The 21,377-nt window shown below is 61.6% G+C and carries 21 protein-coding genes and 1 tRNA gene; 9 read left to right on the top strand and 13 right to left on the bottom strand.

Annotated features, from left to right (window positions below):
* Positions 1-216 precede the first annotated feature (216 nt).
* Positions 217-417, top strand: coding sequence for a hypothetical protein (locus tag OP495_RS05950; protein ID WP_348521300.1), 201 nt, complete (start codon positions 217-219; stop codon positions 415-417).
* A gap of 398 nt (positions 418-815) precedes the next feature.
* On the opposite strand, the gene yaaA is transcribed toward OP495_RS05950, so the two are convergent.
* Together yaaA and OP495_RS05940 are read right to left on the bottom strand one after the other, a co-directional pair.
* On the bottom strand, positions 816-1,604 hold the full coding sequence (gene yaaA, locus OP495_RS05945) for a peroxide stress protein YaaA (protein ID WP_280567813.1): 789 nt from the start codon (positions 1,602-1,604) through the stop codon (positions 816-818).
* Between the two features lie 110 nt (positions 1,605-1,714).
* A complete protein-coding gene (locus OP495_RS05940; RefSeq protein ID WP_280567811.1) occupies positions 1,715-2,746 on the bottom strand; it encodes an NADP(H)-dependent aldo-keto reductase in 1,032 nt (343 codons plus the stop codon).
* Between the two features lie 262 nt (positions 2,747-3,008).
* On the opposite strand from OP495_RS05940, the gene OP495_RS05935 reads away from it, so the two are divergent.
* Together OP495_RS05935 and OP495_RS05930 are read left to right on the top strand one after the other, a co-directional pair.
* Positions 3,009-3,518: a sel1 repeat family protein gene (locus OP495_RS05935; protein ID WP_280563659.1), complete on the top strand. Its 510-nt coding sequence runs from the start codon at positions 3,009-3,011 to the stop codon at positions 3,516-3,518.
* A gap of 134 nt (positions 3,519-3,652) precedes the next feature.
* Positions 3,653-4,150, top strand: a complete 498-nt coding sequence (locus OP495_RS05930) for a hypothetical protein (protein ID WP_280567809.1) — start codon at positions 3,653-3,655, stop codon at positions 4,148-4,150.
* A gap of 59 nt (positions 4,151-4,209) precedes the next feature.
* On the opposite strand, the gene OP495_RS05925 is transcribed toward OP495_RS05930, so the two are convergent.
* From OP495_RS05925 to OP495_RS05900, 6 genes are all read right to left on the bottom strand, one after another.
* Positions 4,210-5,181, bottom strand: a complete 972-nt coding sequence (locus OP495_RS05925; protein WP_280567808.1) for an NAD(P)H-quinone oxidoreductase — start codon at positions 5,179-5,181, stop codon at positions 4,210-4,212.
* Between the two features lie 63 nt (positions 5,182-5,244).
* Complete coding sequence (locus OP495_RS05920; protein WP_280567816.1) at positions 5,245-5,808, bottom strand: TIGR00730 family Rossman fold protein; 564 nt, start codon at positions 5,806-5,808, stop codon at positions 5,245-5,247.
* Positions 5,809-5,882: 74 nt separating this feature from the next.
* Complete coding sequence (locus OP495_RS05915) at positions 5,883-6,404, bottom strand: DUF501 domain-containing protein (RefSeq protein ID WP_280563656.1); 522 nt, start codon at positions 6,402-6,404, stop codon at positions 5,883-5,885.
* Positions 6,388-6,702, bottom strand: coding sequence for a hypothetical protein (locus tag OP495_RS05910; protein ID WP_280567807.1), 315 nt, complete (start codon positions 6,700-6,702; stop codon positions 6,388-6,390). The genes OP495_RS05915 and OP495_RS05910 overlap by 17 nt, the downstream gene beginning before the upstream one ends.
* A 28-nt stretch (positions 6,703-6,730) precedes the next feature.
* Positions 6,731-7,201, bottom strand: a complete 471-nt coding sequence (ybaK, locus tag OP495_RS05905) for a Cys-tRNA(Pro) deacylase (RefSeq protein ID WP_280563654.1) — start codon at positions 7,199-7,201, stop codon at positions 6,731-6,733.
* 88 nt (positions 7,202-7,289) lie between these two features.
* A complete protein-coding gene (locus OP495_RS05900) occupies positions 7,290-7,715 on the bottom strand; it encodes a hypothetical protein (protein ID WP_280567806.1) in 426 nt (141 codons plus the stop codon).
* 37 nt (positions 7,716-7,752) lie between these two features.
* Here OP495_RS05900 and OP495_RS05895 point away from each other — a divergent pair, with 37 nt between their 5' ends.
* Positions 7,753-8,910 carry a PatB family C-S lyase gene (locus OP495_RS05895; RefSeq protein WP_280567804.1) on the top strand — a complete coding sequence of 386 codons (1,158 nt, stop codon included), beginning with the start codon at positions 7,753-7,755 and terminating at the stop codon, positions 8,908-8,910.
* 64 nt (positions 8,911-8,974) lie between these two features.
* Here OP495_RS05895 and OP495_RS05890 read toward each other — a convergent pair whose 3' ends face one another.
* Positions 8,975-9,919 (bottom strand): co-chaperone YbbN, encoded by a 945-nt coding sequence (locus tag OP495_RS05890; RefSeq protein WP_280563651.1) that lies wholly within the window; start codon positions 9,917-9,919, stop codon positions 8,975-8,977.
* Between the two features lie 142 nt (positions 9,920-10,061).
* Here OP495_RS05890 and OP495_RS05885 point away from each other — a divergent pair, with 142 nt between their 5' ends.
* Positions 10,062-10,883 (top strand): DUF3750 domain-containing protein, encoded by an 822-nt coding sequence (locus tag OP495_RS05885; protein WP_348521299.1) that lies wholly within the window; start codon positions 10,062-10,064, stop codon positions 10,881-10,883.
* A 67-nt stretch (positions 10,884-10,950) separates the two neighbouring features.
* Here OP495_RS05885 and OP495_RS05880 read toward each other — a convergent pair.
* Together OP495_RS05880 and OP495_RS05875 are read right to left on the bottom strand one after the other, a co-directional pair.
* A tRNA-Met gene (locus OP495_RS05880) sits at positions 10,951-11,027 on the bottom strand.
* A gap of 68 nt (positions 11,028-11,095) precedes the next feature.
* Complete coding sequence (locus OP495_RS05875; protein WP_280563650.1) at positions 11,096-13,858, bottom strand: DUF349 domain-containing protein; 2,763 nt, start codon at positions 13,856-13,858, stop codon at positions 11,096-11,098.
* A 300-nt stretch (positions 13,859-14,158) separates the two neighbouring features.
* Between OP495_RS05875 and minC the strand changes: the two genes are divergently transcribed.
* The 4 genes from minC (at position 14,159) to sbcB (ending at position 17,598) form a co-directional block, all read left to right on the top strand.
* Entirely contained in the window at positions 14,159-14,893 is a 735-nt protein-coding gene (minC, locus tag OP495_RS05870; protein ID WP_280563649.1) for a septum site-determining protein MinC, read from the top strand.
* Positions 14,894-14,969: 76 nt separating this feature from the next.
* A complete protein-coding gene (minD, locus tag OP495_RS05865) occupies positions 14,970-15,788 on the top strand; it encodes a septum site-determining protein MinD (protein WP_280563648.1) in 819 nt (272 codons plus the stop codon).
* Positions 15,785-16,039 carry a cell division topological specificity factor MinE gene (gene minE, locus OP495_RS05860; RefSeq protein WP_280563647.1) on the top strand — a complete coding sequence of 85 codons (255 nt, stop codon included), beginning with the start codon at positions 15,785-15,787 and terminating at the stop codon, positions 16,037-16,039. Before minD ends, minE begins: the two co-directional genes overlap by 4 nt.
* Positions 16,040-16,110: 71 nt before the next feature.
* Positions 16,111-17,598: an exodeoxyribonuclease I gene (sbcB, locus tag OP495_RS05855; RefSeq protein ID WP_280567802.1), complete on the top strand. Its 1,488-nt coding sequence runs from the start codon at positions 16,111-16,113 to the stop codon at positions 17,596-17,598.
* Between the two features lie 82 nt (positions 17,599-17,680).
* On the opposite strand, the gene OP495_RS05850 is transcribed toward sbcB, so the two are convergent.
* Both OP495_RS05850 and OP495_RS05845 read right to left on the bottom strand, forming a co-directional pair.
* Positions 17,681-20,506, bottom strand: a complete 2,826-nt coding sequence (locus OP495_RS05850; RefSeq protein WP_280567800.1) for an insulinase family protein — start codon at positions 20,504-20,506, stop codon at positions 17,681-17,683.
* Positions 20,507-20,522: 16 nt separating this feature from the next.
* Complete coding sequence (locus tag OP495_RS05845) at positions 20,523-21,194, bottom strand: SOS response-associated peptidase (protein ID WP_280563644.1); 672 nt, start codon at positions 21,192-21,194, stop codon at positions 20,523-20,525.
* Positions 21,195-21,377: the final 183 nt, after the last annotated feature.

Raw genomic sequence — 21,377 nt, 5'->3', positions numbered from 1 at the left:
TTCATTCATTGAGGGCCTTCCCCATGGAGAGTCCCGGATGGCCGGCCCGTCATCGTCAGGCATTTCAGGCATTTATTCGAAAACCCCCGCTTCGAAAGAGGCGGGGGTTTTTTATGCCTATGCATATGCCGTAGTTTCCGTACTATTTGCCTGTTGTTGTCCTCTGTGCTTAAGTGAGCATCGTACATGGAGTACGTAATCATTAAGGAGAATAGTATGCTGCGTAGTGAATGGCTTCGGAAAATGGCCTTGGCGCTGATCATTGGCATGACGGCAGTTGGTGTCGTGGCGTGCGACGATAACGGCCCCGCAGAAGAGGCTGGAGAATCCGTGGATAACGCTATGGACGATGCTGGCGATAGCATGGAAGAAGCGGGTGAGGATATTCAAAATGCAGCCGAGGACGCGCAGGACTAAGGCTCTGCGTTGATCGCTTGGAATTCCTGAAAGGCTGGGCAATTTGCCCGGCCTTTTGTATGTTTATTATAGGGTAAGGCGTCACCAACGTGACGCATATTCGCTGATCTCAGACGCTGGGATTCTGCACGATACCCTGCACATACCAAGGCGCCCCAGAGCTGGAGTACGTATTCCTGAATGTGCGTCAGGTCGTTATTGTCTCAGGCGCACGGCAAGATCATGAAGTGCTCCTTGGCGCCGCCCAGTAAACCCTCCCTTGTCGAACCTCACCGGCGTCGAGCCAACGTTTCCTGTGCCTGTGTTGCCGGCATTGGAAAAGGGCGGCGTGTTCTGAGTGTGGGATTGACGCTTGTGGTGCCGGAGGCTGGCCGGCTCAAGGCCGGCCACGCAAGCTATCAGTAAGTGACCGTCTCGTCTGCTCTGCGTGTGAAAACCCAGGTGTCGCCGTCAGACAGGCTGCTGTTGAAGCGATAGCCGCCGACGTCGAAGCGTTTCAAGTCCTCGGGATCGTCGACACGCTGGCGAATCATCCAGGCGGCCATCAAGCCTCGGGCTTTCTTGGCATAAAAGCTGATGCTCTTGAATTGACCGTTCTTCTCATCCTTGAAGACTGGCGTGATGACACGGCACGTCAAGCGTTTGGCATCAATGGCCTTGAAGTATTCGTTGGACGCGAGATTGACCAGCACCGGCGAGCCGCTTTCTTCTACGGCTCGGGAAAGGCCCTGGGTGAGGCGCTCTCGCCAGAAGGCGTAGAGATCCTTGCCCGCCGGATTAGCCAGCTTGGTTCCCATCTCCAGACGATAAGGCTGAATCAGATCGAGTGGACGCAGCAGCCCATAAAGCCCTGAGAGAATGCGCAGACGCTGCTGTGCTTCCTGATTATCCCGCTCACTGAACGAGGGTGCATCAAGCCCCATGTAAACGTCGCCCTGGAACGCCTGTACGGCCGGCTTGGCGTTTTCTGGCGAGAATGGCGGTGCCCATTCGGCAAATCGCGCGGCATTGAGTCCTGCCAGCTTGTCACTGATGCCCATCAACTCGGAAAGCCGTTGAGGTGAATAATCGCGCAGGATCTCGATCAGTTCGGCGCTTTGCTCAAGGTACTCCGGTTGGGTATAGGTCGCGGTCGTCGGCGATGTTTTGAAATCCAGTGTCTTGGCCGGTGAAATGACGCTTAGCATGCGCAGTCCTCGCGTTCGGGATCGAAATGTTCAGTATCGTCAGTATAACAAGCATACCCAGGCGCTCCGATGATGGCATGCCTATCATGGCGATAGGCACGCCATTAGCGTCAAGGGCAGGGGTTGGGGTGCTGACGATGCACGGCCTCGATGGCCTCGAACACGCTAGTGTCCAGCGTCAGATCCTCGCTGGCCAGATTGGCGTCGAGCTGCTCGAGTGTGGTCGCGCCGATGATGTTACTGGTCAAGAACGAGCGTGAGTTGACATAGGCCAAGGCCATCTGGGCAGGGTCCAGACCATGTTCGCGTGCAATCCCGACATAAGCGCTGATCGCCTCCTCGGCCAGGTCGGACGTATAGCGCTTGAAGCGCTCGAACAAGGTCAAGCGACCCTTGGGCGGACGGGCGCCATCGAGGTATTTGCCGGTGAGCGCGCCAAAGGCCAATGGCGAGTAGGCCAGAAGGCCGACGTCTTCACGATGGGCGATCTCGGCGAGCCCGACCTCGAAGCTGCGATTGAGTAGGTTATAGGGGTTCTGCACGCTAGCTACGCGCGGCACATCCAACGAGTCAGCAAGGCGTAGGCTTTGCATCACGCCCCACGGCGTATCATTGGATAGCCCGATGGCGCGAATCTTGCCCGCGTCGACGAGTTCCTTGAGGGCCGTGAGTGTTTCTGCCAACGGCGTGGCATCCTCGTCCTCGTTATGCTGGTAGTCCAGCTTGCCGAAGAAGTTGGCACTACGGTCGGGCCAGTGGAGCTGGTAAAGATCGATATAGTCGGTATTCAGGCGCGTCAGGCTATCGTCGACGGCACGCTGCAAATGACTGCGGGTCAAACGCGGGCCACCGCGTACATGGTCGAGGCCAGGGCCAGCGGCCTTGGTGGCGATGACCAGGTCGTCACGTTTGCCGCGTGCCTTGAGCCAACTGCCGATATAAGCCTCGGTGAGTCCCTGGGTCTCGCCCTTGGGCGGGACAGGGTACATCTCGGCGGTATCGATGAAGTTGATGCCTGCGGCAGTGGCGCGATCGAGTTGTGCATGGGCATCGGCTTCGGTGTTCTGTTCGCCGAAGGTCATCGTACCTAGGCACAAGCGGCTGACGTCAATGCCGGTCTGACCGAGGGGGCGTGTTTGCATCTGAGGCTCCGCGCGGGTATCGAAAAAAGTGATTGAAACGGCATGGTAGCGGTGCCGTTTGCGGGCGGCAAACGGGGGTTGAGTCCGTCTGAGAGTAAGCGTATGCTTGGCGCCCCGTTGCCGGGGATACGGGCACCAAGCGGTATGTCAGGCAACGGTGACAGTGATTTTATCCGGGGTGTTGGCGCGTGCAGGGAGAGCCCGAGCCGACGCAATCGTTTACGTACCTTTCTCGGTCACGACGACTTCAGGGTCGATGGTTATGCAACAGGTATCCTCTCTGCGGATTCGGCTCGAATACCGTCTCGCAGCCCAACTGTTACATGCCCGCTGGATGACACGCTCTCCCGGCAAGCATCGTTTGACGATGCGACTTTTTCAGCGCTGTGCCGAAGCCGGCCACACCGCCGCGCTTTCGTTCTATGGCCATATGCTGTTTCATCGTGGTAACTCCCCGCAGGATAAGGCCAAGGGGGCGCGCTATGTCTTTCAGGCCGCCTATGCGGGTGATGTGCATGCGCAGTACCAGGCGGGCCGCATTTACGAGTTCGGCTGTGCGCAGTACGCTCGCCGTGAAGAAAAAGCGGTGACATGGTATGCGCGTGCCGCCGAAGCCGGCCATGGCCTGGCCGCCGAGCGTATGGCCGAGGCCTACCGTCATGCCCACCTGGGGCTTCCCGTCGACTCCCGGCGTGCTGCGCAATGGGACGCACTTGCCGAACGCGCGCAACGCAGCGAAGCCGGCGAGCCGGTCGCGTCACTGACGCATTGAGACGCACTGACTGAGAGTAGTGCCATGGGGCTCGCATCGTGTTTCCCGTTCACGTAGTCTGATTGGTGTGGTCCCGGTGGACATCGTGGGCTACGTCGCGTTCGTGATATCGCTTTGAAGAGGAATGCTGCCACGTGTTGCCGATACTGCTCGATATCGAAGCGTCCGGTTTCGGGCGTGGCAGCTATCCGATAGAGGTGGGCATCGCGCGGGCCGATGGCAGTACTTGTGCCTTCCTTATCCAACCGTTGGATGAGTGGACCCACTGGGATCCCAAGGCCGAACTGTTGCATGGCATTTCGCGTGGTCGACTGCACCGCGAGGGCTATCCCGTCATCGAAGTTGCGCGATGGCTCAACGATGAACTGGGAGTCGACGGTATCGCCTATAGCGATAGCTGGGGATACGACAATACCTGGCTGTCGCTATTGTTTCACCACGCGGGCATGCTGCCGCGCTTTCGTCTCGAGGCACTGCGTCGTTTGCTGGATGAATCGCAACTCGAACGGTGGGGGGCGATGAAAGAGGTCATCATCCGTGAGCGAGGCATTCAGCGCCACCGAGCCGGTGACGATGCACGCTTGTTGCAGTTGACCTATCAGCGTACGCGTGATGCCGCAGGGCTCGCCTAGAAACCCCTCTAGATCGTGTTCCAGTCACTCGCCCGGCGATAATTGGCTTTAGATGGCCGCTACCCTTCTCCACTGACGCTCAACAGCACCTTGCCTGTGTTGGCATTGTCGATCATGTGCTGCATCGCGGTGTCGGCATCTTGAATCGGCCAGGCCTTGTCTATCAGCGGTTTGATGTCACCATTGGCTAGTTTGGGCCAAACATGGGCATGCAGCGCATCGAGAATGGCGCCTTTGGCGCGAGGCGAGCGCGAACGCAGCGTCGAGCCGATGACACGTTGACGCTTCATCAGCATGTGACCGAGGTCAATCTGAGCGTCACGCCCTCCCATCAAGCCGATCAATACCACCCGCCCGTCGGGGTTGAGCACCTGTAGATCCTGGGCGATATAGTCGCCGCCCACCGGGTCGAGAATCATGTCCGCGCCGCCCCAGTCCTTGATCGGCGTGACGAAGCTGCCCTCGTGCCGATTCCAGCCGGCATCGGCACCAAGCCGCTTACAGGCATCCAGCTTTTCCTGGCTACCGACGGTGACGAAGCACGGGTTGCTGAAGGCACGGCACAATTGAATGGCGGCCGTCCCCACCCCACTGGCACCGGCATGCAGGACGATTCGCTCGCCATGTTTGGCGGCGCCTTCCATGTATAGATTGAGCCAAGCGGTGGCGAAGACTTCCGGCAGTGCGGCGGCGTCACGCAGGGCGAACCCTTGGGGAATGGGCAGTACCTGGGCCTCGGCGACCACTACTTGTTCAGCGTAACCGCCACCAGCCAGCAGGGCGCAGACCTTGTCGCCGGGCTTGAAGCGCTCCACGCTGCGGCCCACCTCGGCGATGGTGCCGCTGACTTCGAGCCCGGGGACCTCGCTTTCGCCGGGCGGCGGTGGGTATTGACCTGCGCGTTGCATCACGTCGGCGCGGTTCATCCCCGCCCAGGCGACATCGATGCGCACTTCGTCAGCGGCAATGCCGCGCGGCGCGTCATGGGGTTGCCAGACCAGCGTCTGATCGTTGATGGCGATAGCGTACATCGACCTTTCCTCCTTGAAGATGGAATCAACTGGTCGGCGCCCGTGAAGCATCGTGGCGTACGCTCACGAGGTCGACTGTGGTGCGTTTTTTGCTGCCATCAAGCGGTCGAGCAAGTGATCGGGGTCAGCGGCGGCGGCGAGTCTCGCGCGTGTCTCGGGGTTGAGAAAGCCATGCGCGACGGTATGGTCCAGAAATTCCAATAATGGTCGATAGAAGCCGTTGACGTCGAGTACGCCGATAGGCTTATCGTGAAGCCCCAGGTATTGCCAGGTCCACGTCTCGAACAGCTCTTCCAGGGTTCCGATGCCGCCGGGCAGGGCGATGAACGCATCGGCGTGCTCGGCCATGGCCGACTTGCGCGCATGCATATCGTCGACACGCAGCAGATGCGTCAGCCCCTCGTGGGCCAGTTCGCGCTCGACCAAGTGATGGGGAATGACGCCGATGACCTCGCCGCCTTCGTGCAGCGCGGCATCGGCCACGGCGCCCATCAAGCCGACGCGGGCGCCGCCGTAGACCAGCCCCCAGCCGCGTTGCGCAATGCACCGACCCAGCGCCTCGGCGGCGCGACGAAAGCCGGCATCGCGTCCTTCACGCGACCCCATATAGATACAGATGCGCACGATTCCTCCTTATCAGATCGATAGACTTGTCTCGACATCCGTGTCTTGCGCGATGACCGGCCAAGTGCCACAGAATGCTAGCGCAGACAGGCGAGCACATCGTACTCGGCATCCATCCAGCGTCCGATGGCATTGTCGCCGCATAGATGATGGGCGTATTGCATATGCAGGCAGCGCACCTGATCCCAGTTAGCGATGCCACCGATGCCGCGCCGCGTGAAGAGATCGTGATAGCCGTGGCGGTCGACGATATCGCGTTCGGCGTCGCTCATGGTCTGCCAGCGTTGGGCCACGTAATCCTCGTGGCTACGCCGGTACGCAGCCATGAAGTCGACCTCTTCCTGGAGGCATGACTCGAGTGCCTTGATAACGCCTTGGGCCTCGATGCGTGAGATGGCGATCTTCAAGTGATCGGAGCACAGCCAGAAATGCGTCGGGAACGGTTTGTCGTCGACGATGGCATGCATGCGCAGCACCAGCGGTATGCCGTCTTGCGTGGCCGCAGACACGGTCTGGATGCCACGCGGCGCGCGGCCCAGTTGTTGGGTAATGAGGGCCAGTTGGCGCTCATCGGGCGCCTTTTCAGGACGAATCACCATCGCGGGGGTCCAGTACGAATTTCGGCGAGTGGGCCACGGCCCGGAAGAATGCCGTATTGAGCTGCGCGGGCGTCGGCACGTAGTGCCATTCACGCTCGCAATAGTCGCGTGCTCGTGCGAGTAAGGCGTCATACAGGCGGTTGAAGGGAGCATCATAATCGTAGGGGTCAGCGCCGGGCAACTGAAGGTGAGGATAGTCTGCGAAGCGTGCCACGAAGAAGTGCTCCAGCGCCTTTTCGACCCTGCGGTGGCGGGGTTCGTCGTCGGGCGTGAGCCATAGGTCGTAGCGAATCGCCATACGAGCATCCCCGCCTATCGAAGGTGTTTCATGCCCGCGCCAGCGGGGCTGTGGTCGCCTCGAGCAGGGCGATCAATGCCGTGGGCGCCAGGCATATTTCCAGGCCACGCCGACCGCCACTGACGTGGAGCGACGACAAGGCGCGGGCGCTGTCGTCCACGAAGGTGGGCAGGCGTTTGCGCTGTCCTAGTGGGCTGATGCCGCCCACGACATAGCCCGTGGTGCGCTCGGCCAGAGCGGGGTCGGCTATTCTGGCCTTGCGTGTGCCGGCAGCCTTGGCGAGTCCTTTGAGGTCGAGTGTGGCCATGACGGGCACGAGAGCGACGACAAGACGCCCATCATCGAGTTGCGCGAGCAAGGTCTTGAACACGCTATCCGGCGCCAGCCCTAGCGCCGTCACGGCCTCCTCGCCGTAGGCGGCAACCTTGGGATCGTGCGTGTATTGCAGCACCTCGTGCGGGATGGCGCTGCGCTCAAGAAGGCGAATGGCGGGCGTCATGCGGGAGCGACCTCCTCGTTGACTCAGTGTGCGGAAGGTTCATTAGCATCGGCTGCTGGTGGCATGTGGTCAAGTCTGCTCTGCGTCCTCAGATAAGACGCAAGGCGTCCTGGTCGACCCAAGCGGCGTCCAGGGCCTTGGCAAGCGGTTCGCGTAAGTGACTCGGTAGGGCCTCGTGAGCGGCGTCTAGGGACTGAAAATCGCGGTTGCGCAGCCAGCAGTAGGCCCAGGCACAGGCTTCTTCGTCGTCGTCGGGCGTCGGGCGTGCCGGCATCTGGATCAGCAGGAAGACGGCGGTACGTGCTGCCCACAGAGGTGGTTGGCAGTCGCTGCTCCATTCACGCAGACAGCGCCCATCGGGTTCGGCTTGCGGTTCGCCGAGCCCGGCCAGGCGCGAGGTGTCAGCGAGAATCATCGCCAGACGATCGGGAGCGGCCTGGCCCAGCATCAGCCAGCGTCTCACCAGACGTGGTGTGCCTCGCATGGCCTTGGCATAGAACGAGGTTTCAGGCATGTTCGAGAGTCTTCCGTTCGAGTCGATGAGTCTTAGCATGCCATACGATTTTGCCACGCCGTTGGATCGGCGACAGTATCCGTCACAAAAATGGCAGCGTTATGCTGACGATGTCCTGCCACTATGGGTCGCGGACATGGATTTCGTGTCTCCCCCGGCGGTCGTCTCGGCGCTTGAGGAACGCGTGTCTCATGGTGTCTTCGGTTATGGCAGATTGACCGATACGCTTCGCGAGACGCTCTGCGCGTGGAGCGCCGATCATTACGCCTGGTCGATCGAGCCTGACTGGCAGGTATGGATTCCCGGCGTGGTGCCAGCTCTACATCTGGCCGCCCAGACCTTCTGCAGTCCTGGCCAGGCGGTGCTGACCGCGACGCCGATCTATCCGCCTTTTCTACGTGTGGCCGAACGCAGCGGTCGCATCGCCGAGCGCGTGATGCTGGCCGAGCCCGAGGCGCCGGGCGCGCCTTGGCGACTCGATCTCGAGGCACTGGAAGCATCGATCACGCCGCAGACGCGTCTGCTGCTGTGGTGCCATCCGCACAATCCCACGGGACGCGTCTGGGACGAGCACGAACTACACGCTCTGGGCGAGCTCGCCGAACGCCACGACCTGTTGATCGTTTCCGACGAGCTGCATTGCGATCTGATACTCGATGCGACGCGTCGGCATCGTCCGTTGGCGTCTTTATCGCCGGCCTTGGCCCAGCGCACGATTACTCTCTGGGCGCCTTCCAAGACCTTCAATATCGCTGGGCTATCTAGCGCCTGCGCGGTGATTCCCGACCCCGAGCTACGGCGGCGTTTTCGTGAGGCGGCAGCGGGATTGCTTCCTGAGGTCAATATCTTGGGATTGACCGCCTCTCAGGCGGCGTATGCGCACGGCGAAGCTTGGCGCCGTGAGTTGCTGGCGACGCTTAACACCAATCTGCAGAGATTGCGCGATCATGTATCCCGGTGGCCTGGCGTCACGATGGCACCCCCCGAGGCGACCTATTTGGCTTGGCTCGACATGCGCGAGGCGGGGCTTGGCGTCTCGCCGCAGCAAACCTTGTTGGACTCGACGCGCGTCGCGTTGTCCGATGGAGCCGATTTCGGGTGCCCGGGATTCGTGCGATTGAATTTTGGCACGCCCACCCATCTGCTCGAAGAGGCGCTGGAACGCATCGATGCACGGCTTTTGCGTTCTGGATAGCCATGTTCAGGGTGGTGCGAGGCGCAGGGGGCCTCCTGACGTGAGGCACCCCCTGTGGCAGGGCTTAGTAGAGCAGCGCGAACATCTTGCGGCGGTAGGCGACCGTCAGGGGATGGTCGGCGCCGAGGGCATCGAAGACGCGCAACAAGGTCTTGCGGGCGACGTCGTCGCCATAGGCGCGATCGGTTTTCATCAGCGCCATCAAGCCATCTAGCCCGGCTTCGTATTGGCCATCGGCGACTTGGCGTAGGGCGCGCTTGAATTGCGCCTCGCTATCGTCACGCTCGCCCAGCTCGGCCACTTCCTCGGCACTTGGAGCTTCCTCGCCGAAGTCCATGCGCGCGCGGACACCGCGTGCCTTGGGCGTGTCGCGATGTTCTGGGGGCAGGTTGTCGAGCAGTGCCCGGGCATCCACCGCATTGCCTTCTGCGATTAGTGCGCCCGCTAGCTCGATCTGATAGTCGTAGTGCTCGGGCCACTCCTTGACCAGCGTTTCGTAGATACCGCGTGCAGTGGCGGCATCACCCGCATCCAAGGCCTGCTGGGCTTTCTCCTCGGGGGTGGCTTCGGCAGCCTCGGGCGCCTTGAGATACTGCGACAACCATTCGCGGATCTGCGATTCGGGCAAAGCGCCCTGGAACTGATCGTAGAGCTGCCCCTGCACAATCAGCTTGACGTCGGGCACCGAGCGGATACCAAGTTGCGTGGCGATTTCCTGATTATCCTCGATGTTCAGCTTGGCCAGGGTGAAGGCGCCACCGTATTCGTGTGCCAGCTTCTCCAGCACCGGCATGAGGTTCTTGCACGGCTCGCACCAGGATGCCCAGCTATCGAGCAACACCGGCCCTTGCATCGAACCTTCGAGCACGACCTGCTGGAAGTTGGACATGTCGACATCAACGATGAACTGAGAAGCATCCTGAGTGCCGGCAGTGGTTTGCGAAGCGCTGGTGTTCTCGTCTTGAGGCGACGTAAGGGGTTCGCCGGTACGCGGATCGATGATCGGCATGGCAATGGCCTTTCGATAAGTAGCGTGTGGATCGATAGTATCGTGTGAACGTAAAGCGTAAAGACGCTATTGAACTGCTTTTTGTTATGCGGGTCACGAGGCGCGGATTCAAGCCCCCGGCGCTGGCGCATGATGGTATGTAATGAATGCATCACTACATCTGGAGAACAGTCGCATGCACCGAGCGATCAAGAAAAGCTTATGGCTGACGGTGAGTCTGACCGTCGTGCTGGCCCTGTTGATGGCTGGCCCCGCCTACATGCTGGCAAGTCAGCGCGTCGCGCTAGGTGGCGCCTGGTCCCAGGCGGATCGCTCCTCGGTGGGGGTGGCGCCGGCACCGAGCACGCATCCCGAGGCCTTGGTGCAGTTATATGCGGCTCGCGCCTTCGACTGGCGTGGGGCGTTCGGTGTGCATACATGGATCGCTACCAAGCCGGCTGGCGCGACGCATTATCAGGTCCACCAGGTCCTCGGCTGGCGGCGACCCACGGTCTCCTCGCGTCCCGACGCGCCCGACCGCGCCTGGTATGGAAGCGCACCGACCTTGCTGACCGAGTTACGAGGTAAGGCGGCCGAGCGCGCGATCCCCGAGATTCGCGAGGCCGTGGCGGCGTATCCAGTGACTGATCGCTATCGCGTGTGGCCGGGCCCCAACAGCAATACCTTCGTGGCCTGGGTGGTGCGCCGGGTACCGGGGGTGCGTGTCGATTTTCCGCCGACCGCCGTGGGCAAGGATTACCTGCTGGACACTATCGTGGCCGAGGCGCCGAGTGGGACCGGTTATCAAGTCTCGCTGGGTGGGGTGCTGGGATTGACCGTCGCCTATGACGAAGGCATCGAGTGGCAACTGATGGGCCTGACGCTAGGCATCGACCTAACGCGGCCGGCGCTCAAGCTGCCGGGGATCGGGCGCTTGGGGATGTCGTCATCCGAACGCACACAAGGATCTGGCGAGGCTGAGTGAGATGCAACGCTTGGTGCGGGAAACACAAAAAAGCGGTGTCCTCACGGACACCGCTTTTTTATCTGTTTGGTAGCGGGGATCGGATTTGAACCGATGACCTTCGGGTTATGAGCCCGACGAGCTACCAAGCTGCTCCACCCCGCATCAACTGCGACGTATTCTACATTTTTTACGACTTGGGTCAAGAAGAAAACCATCGTCTCGCTGTATATTCAGGCCACGCGTTGGGCGATAACGTCGAACAAGGCATCGAAGCGCGTGACTCGGGAAGCCCATGCATCGGACGCGACGGGCCCGGTTTCCAGCAATTGGCGCAAGACATCGGCCAGTTCCTGGTCGGGTTGCGGCGCCTGGCCCAGGCCATTATTGAGCCGCGCGACTTGCACTTCCAGACGCAGCGGCTCTTCTTGTGCGGCCACTGGTTCGTCGGCGAGCAGTGCCACTTGAACCACCAGTCGGCTCAGTTCGTGATGCGCCGTTTCACTGTCGCCCTCTCGGCGAGCGGTGTTACGTGCCGCATGGGCATCCTGCAGGTCCTGAGGCATGCCCTCGGGTAGCGCGACATCCGACATTTGGCCGTCGCGCAAGGACGCGTCATCTGCATTGACGTGGGCGTCGAGCAAGGAGCGCAAGCGCGTCCAGCGCTCGGCTTGCTCGGCGAGGATCAGTTGCACGAGGCGTTCGCGACGGGCACGTACGATCCCTTGCCAGCGGCGGCGCATGCCCTCGCTGCGGCGGCCGCCGGGCAAGGGTTCCAGAGCCTCAGCGTCACGCACGGCACTTTCCAGTGTCTCGCTGTCGTCGGCGCATTGAGGCTGCCAGGCATCGAAGCGGTCGATCAGGGCTTGCATGCTGTCCAGGCGAGCTTGGGCTTTTTGGGCACGATTGTCCCGCTCGGCTTCGCGGGCGGCGAAGATACGATCGCAAAGTCCGCGGAAATGGCGCCAGAGCATCTGCTCTTCACCCTTGGCGGCACGCCCCAGCGCCCGCCAGCGAGATTGGAGCGCTTTGGCCGCTTCGGTGCGTTGCGAGGAAGGCATGTCGGCTTCCATCAGGTTTTCGGCCTCGGCGATCAGGCCACGCTTGGCCTCGCCGATTTCATTGGCCCGGCGGTCGATTAGCGTCTGCAATTCATGGCGGATGTGGCCGAAGCGTTGGCCGAGCGGCTTGGCGTGCTCGCGCGGGACTGGCGAGAATTGTTGCCATTGCTCACGTGCGCGGTCGCGAATTTGACGCAGTACATCCGGGTCGGCCTGGGCATCCGGGTGTGTAATGAGTTCCTCGAGTTGTTCGCACAGTGCTTCGCGTGCCTCGAGGTTACGGGTGCGTGCGGCATCGCGCTGTTGGTACCAGTCGTTCAGGGCCGCGTGGACGCGCTGGGACGCGCTGCGAAAACGCTGCGAAAGCTCGGCCGTGGCGGCGGCATCGCCCAGCGCCGCCCATTCCTTGACCAGTTGGCGATGACGACGGTCACGCTCGGCATCGGGGGACTCGTCGTCCTCGGCCAGCGCTTCGATGCTTTCGATGAGTTGCGTGCGTTTGGGGCCGGCGACGAAGCCTCGCCAATCGCGTAACTCGGCCAGCCGTGCACCGAGACGCTTGAAGCGGGCTTCAAGGTCGCCGCGTGAGGCGTGGGGCAAGGCATCGATACGTTGACGAAGCTGCCGGTGAAGACGGCTAGCCGTCTTCAGGGTGCCGCGATCAAGCTGGCTTTCGAGTTTGTCGAGGTCCGTACGCAGCGTCGAGAGGTCGACGGGTGTGCTTGCATTGGCTGCCTCGGCGTTACGTAGTTGCCGGGCTTCATGAATCAGCGGCGTCGGTGGCAGGTCGTGCGGCCAATCGATCTTCGCCAGGCAGTCGTCGATGGCGGCACGGTCGTCGCGCAAGGCGGCTTCGAGTGCCTGAGCCTGCGTCGAGGCACGATCCCAAGCGTCGCCGATGTGCTGGCAAGCTGCTTGCGCTTCAGCATAGCGTGTCTGGATGTCCTCTTCCGGCGGGTAGTGATCGGACAGGGCCAGCCAACGTTCGCCATGCAGGCGCTGCTGGGCGCGCAGGCTGTCGATATCCTGGTGGGTCAGCTGTGAGGCCTGCTTGAGGCTCGCGACGGCGTCCTCGAGCGCTTCGACGAGCGCCTCGCGGGTGCGTGCCGCCTCGTCCTGGCGTTGTATCGCCTGATGCTGGGCATGCCCTTCGGTATCATGATCGGAGAGTGTCTTGTAGCAGCGCTGGCTAGCTTCCTGGAAACGCCGCTCCTGGTCGTCGCTGGGGGTATCGGTCAGCGCTTCCCACTCGCGGACAAGATGGCGATAACGCGCACCGTAGAGCGGCTCCCAGGCATGCAAGGCATGCGCCTCGAGGGCTTCCAGAAGGCGTTGTCGAGCGGCCTGCTGGGCTTGGGCTTCGGCGGCGTCGGCGCGTTGGCGTTGTAGGCGCTCGCGGGCCTTGCGCGTAACGACTTTGTCGCGACGCGTCTCGCGCGCCAGGCGCTGCAGTCCTTCGGTGCTCGATACGCGTTCGGCGGCGGCGTGGCGGACCATGGCAATGCCGTTGTCGCGTGCTTGCTGGATCAGCGTTGCCTCGTCATCGAGCTTGGCCAGTGCGGCCAGACGTAGCTCCTGATTGTCCCCTGTCTCGACCAGTTGCACTAGCAGGTTTCGATCGTCCACTGTTCCGAGCAAATCGAGGCGTTGCTTCAAGGGTGGTGTTCCGGGCACGCTGCCGGACAATAACTGCATGATACGGTTTCGCAACTCGGGGCTGTCATGCGTGACGAGCCATTCGAGCAGCGTCGAGGGGTCCTCGAACTGGGCGAGGGCTTCACGCCTTACGTTGGCATCCTCATCGTGCGTCAGGCGCTCGAGGGCGTGGCGTTCGGCCGATTTGTGAATATCGAGTTTCGCAATGGCAGCATGACGGACGCGAGGGTCGCGATGTTGCCAGCGTGGTGCAAAAAAACGGCGGAAGAATCCAGACATGACCCGGCATGCATCCCTGTTCTTGGCGTATTAAATGCGTGGCGATAATGCTGAGACAGCATTCCTGTCGTCTCACGTCGGCCACGATATTAGCAAAAGCGTCACATGATTGAGTGTCGTATGTGCCATAGCGTATCAAAGCATGCGAGCCGGCACCGGGAAAAGGCGGCGATGGTAAGGGCGTCGGTTTGCGGAGACACCTGACAAAGTCGGAACGCTGGTCTTATCATCAGTTGCAGGCATCGCGACCCTCGCTTAGCTTTACCCTTATACATCAGTCATCAGCTGTGGAGTGTGGCCATGAGCCTCAACATGGATCGGGTAGCATCGGCGTTCACCTTCAAGGGTGGTATGTTGCCTATGACGGTCATGGAGTTGACGAGCGCCGACCCCGAGCAGATACGAGCTCAACTGGCCGGTAAGGTGAGCCAGTCGCCAGCGTTTTTTCAACATACGCCGGTGGTGCTCAGCGTCGAGCAACTCGATGAACCGCACTTGGCGCTGGAACGAATTTGCGCTGTGTGCCGTGCCCATAAGCTTTTGCCGGTGGCCGTGCGCGGCGGCACCGACCCAGTGAAGCAATCTGCCTGGGCGTTGGGGCTCGGGTGGTTCCCGCCGCAAGAAGCGCGTCCGCGTGCCGTGGAAGAGGCACCGCTCGCCGCCGCTGAGCCGCAACCCGATGAAGCCGAGGCGTCATCCACACCCGCCGTGGGGCGTATCTACCGTGGTACAGTACGCTCGGGCCAGCAAGTTACCGCGCCAGAGGGCGACCTAGTCGTGGTCGGTGCGGTCAACCCTGGAGCCGAGGTTCTGGCGGCGGGTAGCGTGCACGTTTATGGCCCGCTGCGTGGCCGCGCGTTGGGTGGCATTCACGGGAATCGCCAGGCGGGTATATTCTGTAAGGAATTGCATGCTGAGTTATTGTCGCTGGCCGGCAATTACAAACGGTTGGAAGATATCGACCCGCGCTTGCTGAGCCAGCCTGTCCAGGTTCAACTGCGCGATGACCAATTGAACATTTCATCGCTCGGCTAGTCGGGATGTTAGGGCGCCATTTCGCGCCAATGTGGATGGCTAGTACGAACGACTCAATAGCAACAGGAAGCTCATCTTGGCCAAGATCATTGTAGTGACCTCCGGCAAGGGCGGAGTTGGCAAGACGACCAGCGCCGCGGCTATCGCCACGGGCTTGGCGTTGCGTGGCAACAAGACCGTGGTGATCGATTTCGACGTGGGTTTGCGCAACCTCGATTTGGTCATGGGGTGCGAACGACGCGTGGTGTACGACCTGATCAACGTCATTCAGGGAGAGGCTGGTCTCAATCAGGCGCTGATCCGTGACAAGCGGACTGAAAACCTGCATATCTTGCCGGCCTCGCAGACACGCGATAAGGCGGCGTTGACCCCCGAAGGCGTGGAGAAGGCACTCGAAACGCTATCCCAAGAGTACGATTTCATCGTTTGCGATTCGCCGGCGGGCATCGAACATGGCGCGCAGCTGGCGATGTATTTCGCCGACGAGGCCATCGTGGTGACCAATCCTGAAGTGTCATCGGTACGCGATTCCGACCGTATCCTCGGGTTGCTGGCGTCCAAGACGCGTCGCGCCGAACGCAGTGAACCACCGGTGCAGGAACACCTGCTGATCACGCGCTACGACCCCAACCGGGTGACCTCGGGCGATATGCTGACGCTCGAGGACGTGCGCGAGATTCTGGCCATCAACCTGGTGGGGCTGATTCCCGAGTCGGAAGCGGTGCTGCGTGCCTCGAACCAGGGCGTGCCGGTCGTGCACGACATGGATAGCGACGCCGGTAAAGCCTACGCTGATACCGTCTCGCGCCTGCTCGGCGAGGAAGTACCGCTACGTTTCTATGGGTACCAGAAGAAAGGGCTGCTCTCCCGTATGTTTGGAGGAGGTCGCCGGTGAAACTACTCGAATTTCTCAAACGCGAACGCAAGAAGTCGGCCTCGGTTGCCAAGGAACGCCTACAGATTATCGTGGCGCACCAACGCGGTGAGCGTGACCAGCCGGACTACATGCCGATGCTGGAGAATGAGTTGCTCGAGGTGATCAGGCGTTACGTGCAAGTAGACCAGGATGCGATCAATATCAGTCTCGATCGTGACAATGACTGTTCGGTGCTCGAGCTTAACGTCACGCTGCCGCGTGACGAGTAGGTGCATTTCGGCTGAGTCGGTTGGCTGGGTATGCTAGGCTGAGCGCTTTTGGCAGTGGGGAGACTGCGGCCATGGCGCAGGGTAAGAGTGAGCCGACCTTTCTTTGGCATGATTATGAAACTTTCGGTGCCGATCCTCGGCGCGACCGCCCTGCGCAGTTCGCCGCGATCCGCACCGATCTCGATTTCAATCCGATCGGCGAGCCGCTGACGTTCCATTGCAAGCCGGCGGATGATTTTCTGCCGCACCCCCAGGCCTGTTTGATCACTGGCATTACGCCGCAAGCCGCGCGCCGTCGAGGTCTCGCCGAGATCGAGTTCGCCGCGCGCATTCATGCCGAAATGAGTGTGCCTGGCACCTGTTCACTGGGCTACAACACGCTGCGTTTCGACGATGAGGTCAGTCGTCATCTCTTCTACCGCAATTTCATCGACCCGTATTCCCGTGAGTGGCAGAACGGCAACTCGCGCTGGGATTTGATCGATGTGGTGCGTACGTACCACGCCCTGCGTCCGGAAGGCATCGAGTGGCCTACGCGCGAGGATGGTGCGCCGAGCTTTCGCCTCGAGGATTTGACCTCCGCTAACGGCATCGAGCACGCCGGGGCTCACGACGCCCTGGCCGATGTGCGTGCGACCATTGAGCTAGCGCGCTTGCTCAAATCGCGCAATCCCCAATTGTTCGAATATCTGCTCAAGCTGCGTGACAAGCGAACGGTCGCCAAGATGCTGGACATCCAGGCGCGCAAGCCGATGCTCCACGTCTCGCGGCGTTATCCTGCCAGTCGGGGGTGTAGCGCTCTGGTGGTGCCGCTGGTCGAGCATCCGAGCAACCCCAATGGAGTGATCGTCTATGATTTGTCGGTGGACCCGACGCCGCTGCTGTCATTGAGCGCCACACAGATTCGCGAGCGGGTATTCGCCAGCGCCGATGAACTGGCCGAGGGCGAGGCACGCATTCCACTCAAGGTGATTCAAATCAACAAGAGCCCGGTAATCATGCCGGCCACCTCGCTCAAGGACACCAGTGGCCCCCGTCAAGGCGAATATGGTGACATCGTGGCCCGGCTGGGGCTGGACATGGAGGCTTGTCGGGGGCACTGGAAGCAGCTTCAGGCCGCGCCGGATGTGGCGGCCAAGGCTGCCGAGGTGTTCGCTGATGGTCCCGGAGCGCCGCCCAACGATCCGGACTTGATGCTGTATTCGGGGGGCTTTTTCTCGCCAGCGGATCGTCGCGAAATGCAGCGTGCCCGCGAAATGGCGCCCTGGGATCTAGCTGATGCGCGTTTTGCGTTTCAGGATCCACGCCTGGAGGAAATGCTATTTCGTCTGCGGGCGCGCAATTATCCCGATACGCTGAGTGGCGACGAACAGGCGCAGTGGGAAACCTACCGCTGGGCGCGTATGAATGATGCCGAGGTGTCGAGCCTGACGCTGACGGAGTTTGCGCGCGAGATCGAACGGCTCAACCAGACCTCGCTGGATGCCGAACAGCGCCAGGTGCTCGAGGAACTGGTCATGCACGTCGAAGCGATGATGCCGCCGCAAGCCTTCGATTGACACGATATGTGCTGATCAGACACGAAACGCCCGGGCCATGAGCTCGGGCGTTTTGCATGGTGGGTACCGCTGGTGATCGTGTTCAGTCGCTGTCGGGGAGGGAGCGGAAGTTACGCGTCAGCCCCATGACATCGCTGGGCTGGGTATCTGCGTCGTAGCTCACCGTGAGCGGCTGTGTGTGCCGTAGCGCGCGCCACGCCTGCCGAATTGCCGAGGCATCCATGGCCTCGACGCGATCCGCCAGTTTCTCGCGTCGCGAGAAGTCTGGTTCGGCGTAGGCGAGTGTCTGCCAGAGGCGGTTGGTCAGCTCGCCCAGGCTGTTGTCGCGCTCCCTCAGACGACTGCTGACCGCGTCGCGATAAGGCGCCAGCTCGTCATCGTCGAGTGCTTGAAGGCGTGCGTCGAAGTCATTCAGGAAGGCATCCATGCGTGCGGCGATGCGCTTGCTGGGAGTGTCCGGGGATTGCACCAGCATCGCCAGGCCCGGCGCATCGAGCACGGGTGAATAGCCGGCCGTGACGATATAGCCGAGTTGCTCTTCGGTGCGCAACTGGTTGTAGAACGGCGATTCGAGCATTTTGCCGAGTACCGCCAGACGGGCTTGGCTGTCGAGTCCGCGGTCCGGGCCTTGCAGATAGCGCAATACGGCGGCGTCGTTGCGGGTGCTGCGCGGATGCAGGGTCGGCGGCGTCTCGGGAATCGCTAGCGGTGACAAGGCGGGGATATCCGAGGCTTCGAGCCGGGGTGTCAGTGCATTGGCTACTTGCAAGCCCTCACGGCGTGCCAGGTCGGCATCTAGGTTGCCTACCGCCATGGCTTGCAGATAAAGATCCCCGAGGAATGCGTCGCGATAATCGCGCAGGTCGTCGACGCTCAGCGTATCCAGCGCCTCGAGCATCGAGGACGTCGTCCACTGAGGGCGCAACAGCGACTCACTGAGCGTGCGATACATCTGCTGATGCAGCGGCGCTTGGGGCGCGTTTTGCCATTGCTGCGAAAGCCGATACTTGACGCGCGAGAAGCTTTTTTTGCTGATATCACCTTCCTTGAGGCGTTCGACGACGTCTTCCATCAGCCGTGCCTGACGATCGCGCCAACCCGAGAAGGTAAGCGTGATGCCGCGTGCGTGTGCATAGGCGTTGAAGGATTGTCCGGCCAGCCGGGCTGGATAGAAGCGTTCGTTGAGGCTGTCGGTGACCCAGCCGGCGAGCAAGCGTGTCAAGGTAGCATCGCTGGCGCTGTCGGAAGCGTCGGGATTCTGCAGGCTAAAGCGCCACTCCACACGCGGTGTACCGAAGCGATCGTTGGCGAGGTGCCAGAGCTCGACGCTGGGCGCCTCGACGATGGCCTGCGGTTCATCGCCACTGGCCTCGTGAACTTCCAGATCGCGGGCGATGAAGGGGTTATGCGGCGGCAGGCCGAGATCATCGAGTGGCGCGGCCTCCGGCCAGTTCGAGAGGCGCGTCAGCGTATAGGGTGCGTCGAAGTAGGGCGAGGTATCGTCGCCGTCGACGTCCGGGCCGCTGTAGACGCGCAGCAGGTGCGACGGCGTCATGTCGGCGAGATAATCCCGAATACGGGCGGCATCGAAACCGTCCATGCGGTACGGCGCGTATTGCACATCCTCGAGCGGATAATCGGCTAGATTCATGGCCAATTGGCTGACCTGATCGATGGGCTCGCCCGGTTGCTGAAAGCGAAACGCTTGTTCGTTGAGGCGGGCTTGCTCAGCGTAGCGCCACGTTTGCAGCCCGTCCTCGCGAATCCGCGTTATCTGATCGAACAGGCTGGCCTGGATGCGATCGATATGCTGTGCGCCTTCCGGCGTGAGGCTGACCGAGACGGTGAAGAACGCGTGCTGGCCATCGCCGTTCATGGTGCCCGCCGAGAGGCCATCGGCCCATCCCTTGTGGCGCAATGCCGCCAACAGGCTTCCTTCGCCTTCATGGCCCAACAGGTTGGCGAGGTAGTCGGCCGGCTTGGTCTGGTAGTCGCCTTGCGGATCGGGAATCGGAAACAGGAAGCGCACCTGCTTGTCCTGCGACAGGCTCTTGACCGCCAGGCGCGCGGGCAGCTCGTCGTCGGTGACCAGGGGTGTGTCGATCTCGCTACGCGTTAAATGACGATCGGGCACCTCGGCGAAGCGATCGCGCAACATGGCCTCCAGCTCGTCGAGCGACTGGGGACCGATGACCGTCAGGTGCATGACGTTGGCGCCGTAGTGCGCCTTGTAGAAATCGACCAGACGTTCGCGAAGCGAGGACGTATCGTTGTTCTTGAGTGTCTCCAGGCTACCGACCGAGAAACGGGTCATGGGGTGTTCGGGATTGAGTGCCTGATTGGTGGCCTCCTGGAGGCGCCGGCTATCGTCGCGCAGGCGCGCTTGATACTCCGAGTTGACGGCGTTGCGCTCGCGGTCGACGTACTCGGCATTGAATCGCGGTGCAATGAAGAAGCGGCTGAAGCGATCCAGAGCCTCGGGTAGCGCTTGCGGCTCGATGTCGAAGAAGTAGTTGGTATCGCGCAAGGCGGTGAAAGCGTTGTGATCGCCGCCGTGGGCGGAAATGAAGTTCTGGTAGGCGTCGGCTTCCGGGTAACGGTCGGTACCCAGGAACAGCATGTGTTCGAGGAAATGCGCCAAGCCGGGGGTAGCGTCGGGGTCGTCGGCGCTACCAACGTCCACGTTCATGGCGGCGGCAGCCTTGTCGGCCTGCGGATCGCTGACCAACAGGATCTCGAGGCCATTGTCGAGCGTCAGGGCACGGTAGTCGCGGGTGTCGTTGGGGCTGACGGTTGGCTCGACGACCTCGGCCACCGGATCGCTGGCGCGCGCCGTCTGGTAACCGGCGACGAGAACGATGAGCGCGCCGAGCAGCCAGCGGCATGCAAGGGGAGAGGACGAAAACACGGTGAAGACTCCTTGTTCAGTGATGCCAGTAGGTCATCGGGCCGGTGGGATGTCCGCAGGCCCAGTCTTGATGCTTTGGATCGTTGACACGTCTTGATACAGGAAAAGCGCCCAACAGTTCCAAGGAGGCAGGGGTCAACATCTCATGAGCACGCTCGTCCGAGGTGGTTGGCGTCAGCCACTCGTGGGCATCGCCCGCCTCGATGACGGCCGGGAAGCGATCGCTGAGCGGTGTCAGCAGCGCATTGCTGGGCACCGTGATCAAGGCCGTGGAGTCGTTGAACTCCGTCAGCGTGGTGTGATAGCGGCACCAGACCCCGGCCAGCAGCAGTGGCGCCCGGTCGACGCGCGTGACCAGAAACGGCTGCTTCATGCGTGGTTGCGGCTTCCAGACATAGACACCGGCGACCGGGATCAGGCAGCGCCGCGCGTGGAAGGCCTCGCGAAACATCGGGCGCTGCTCGAGTGATTCGGCACGGGCGCAGTGCGGGGCATGGTCCAGCACCTTGAGCCAGGGCGGGGTCAACCCCCAGAATGCCGTCGTCCAATGCGCTTCGCCCGCATCCTGACGAATGATCGAAATAGGGCGACGCGGTGCCAGATTGGGGCCGACGATCGGCTGACTGTCCTGGCGAAGCGCGTCGAGCGGCGGCGTTGTCCAGGGCTTGATGTAAAGACGGCCGGCCATGCTCTCTCCTCGCGGTTCGACGCGACAGGGTAAGCTACGCTGGCGGGCGCTGACCAGCGCTGCTTTTGATTTATCGCACGGCTTGCCACTTGCGTTTGCGTGCGTTCCCGATATGCTGGGGGAAACGCTGTTCGACCACGCGCGGTTCAGTAAGAAGACGCCGCGCCTGCTCATCACGAGGAA

This window comes from Chromohalobacter sp. 296-RDG (assembly GCF_029889885.1).
Taxonomy (GTDB): Bacteria; Pseudomonadota; Gammaproteobacteria; order Pseudomonadales; family Halomonadaceae; genus Chromohalobacter.
Note: the sequence above shows the minus strand (reverse complement) of the source record. Positions and strands in the feature narration are given on the sequence as shown.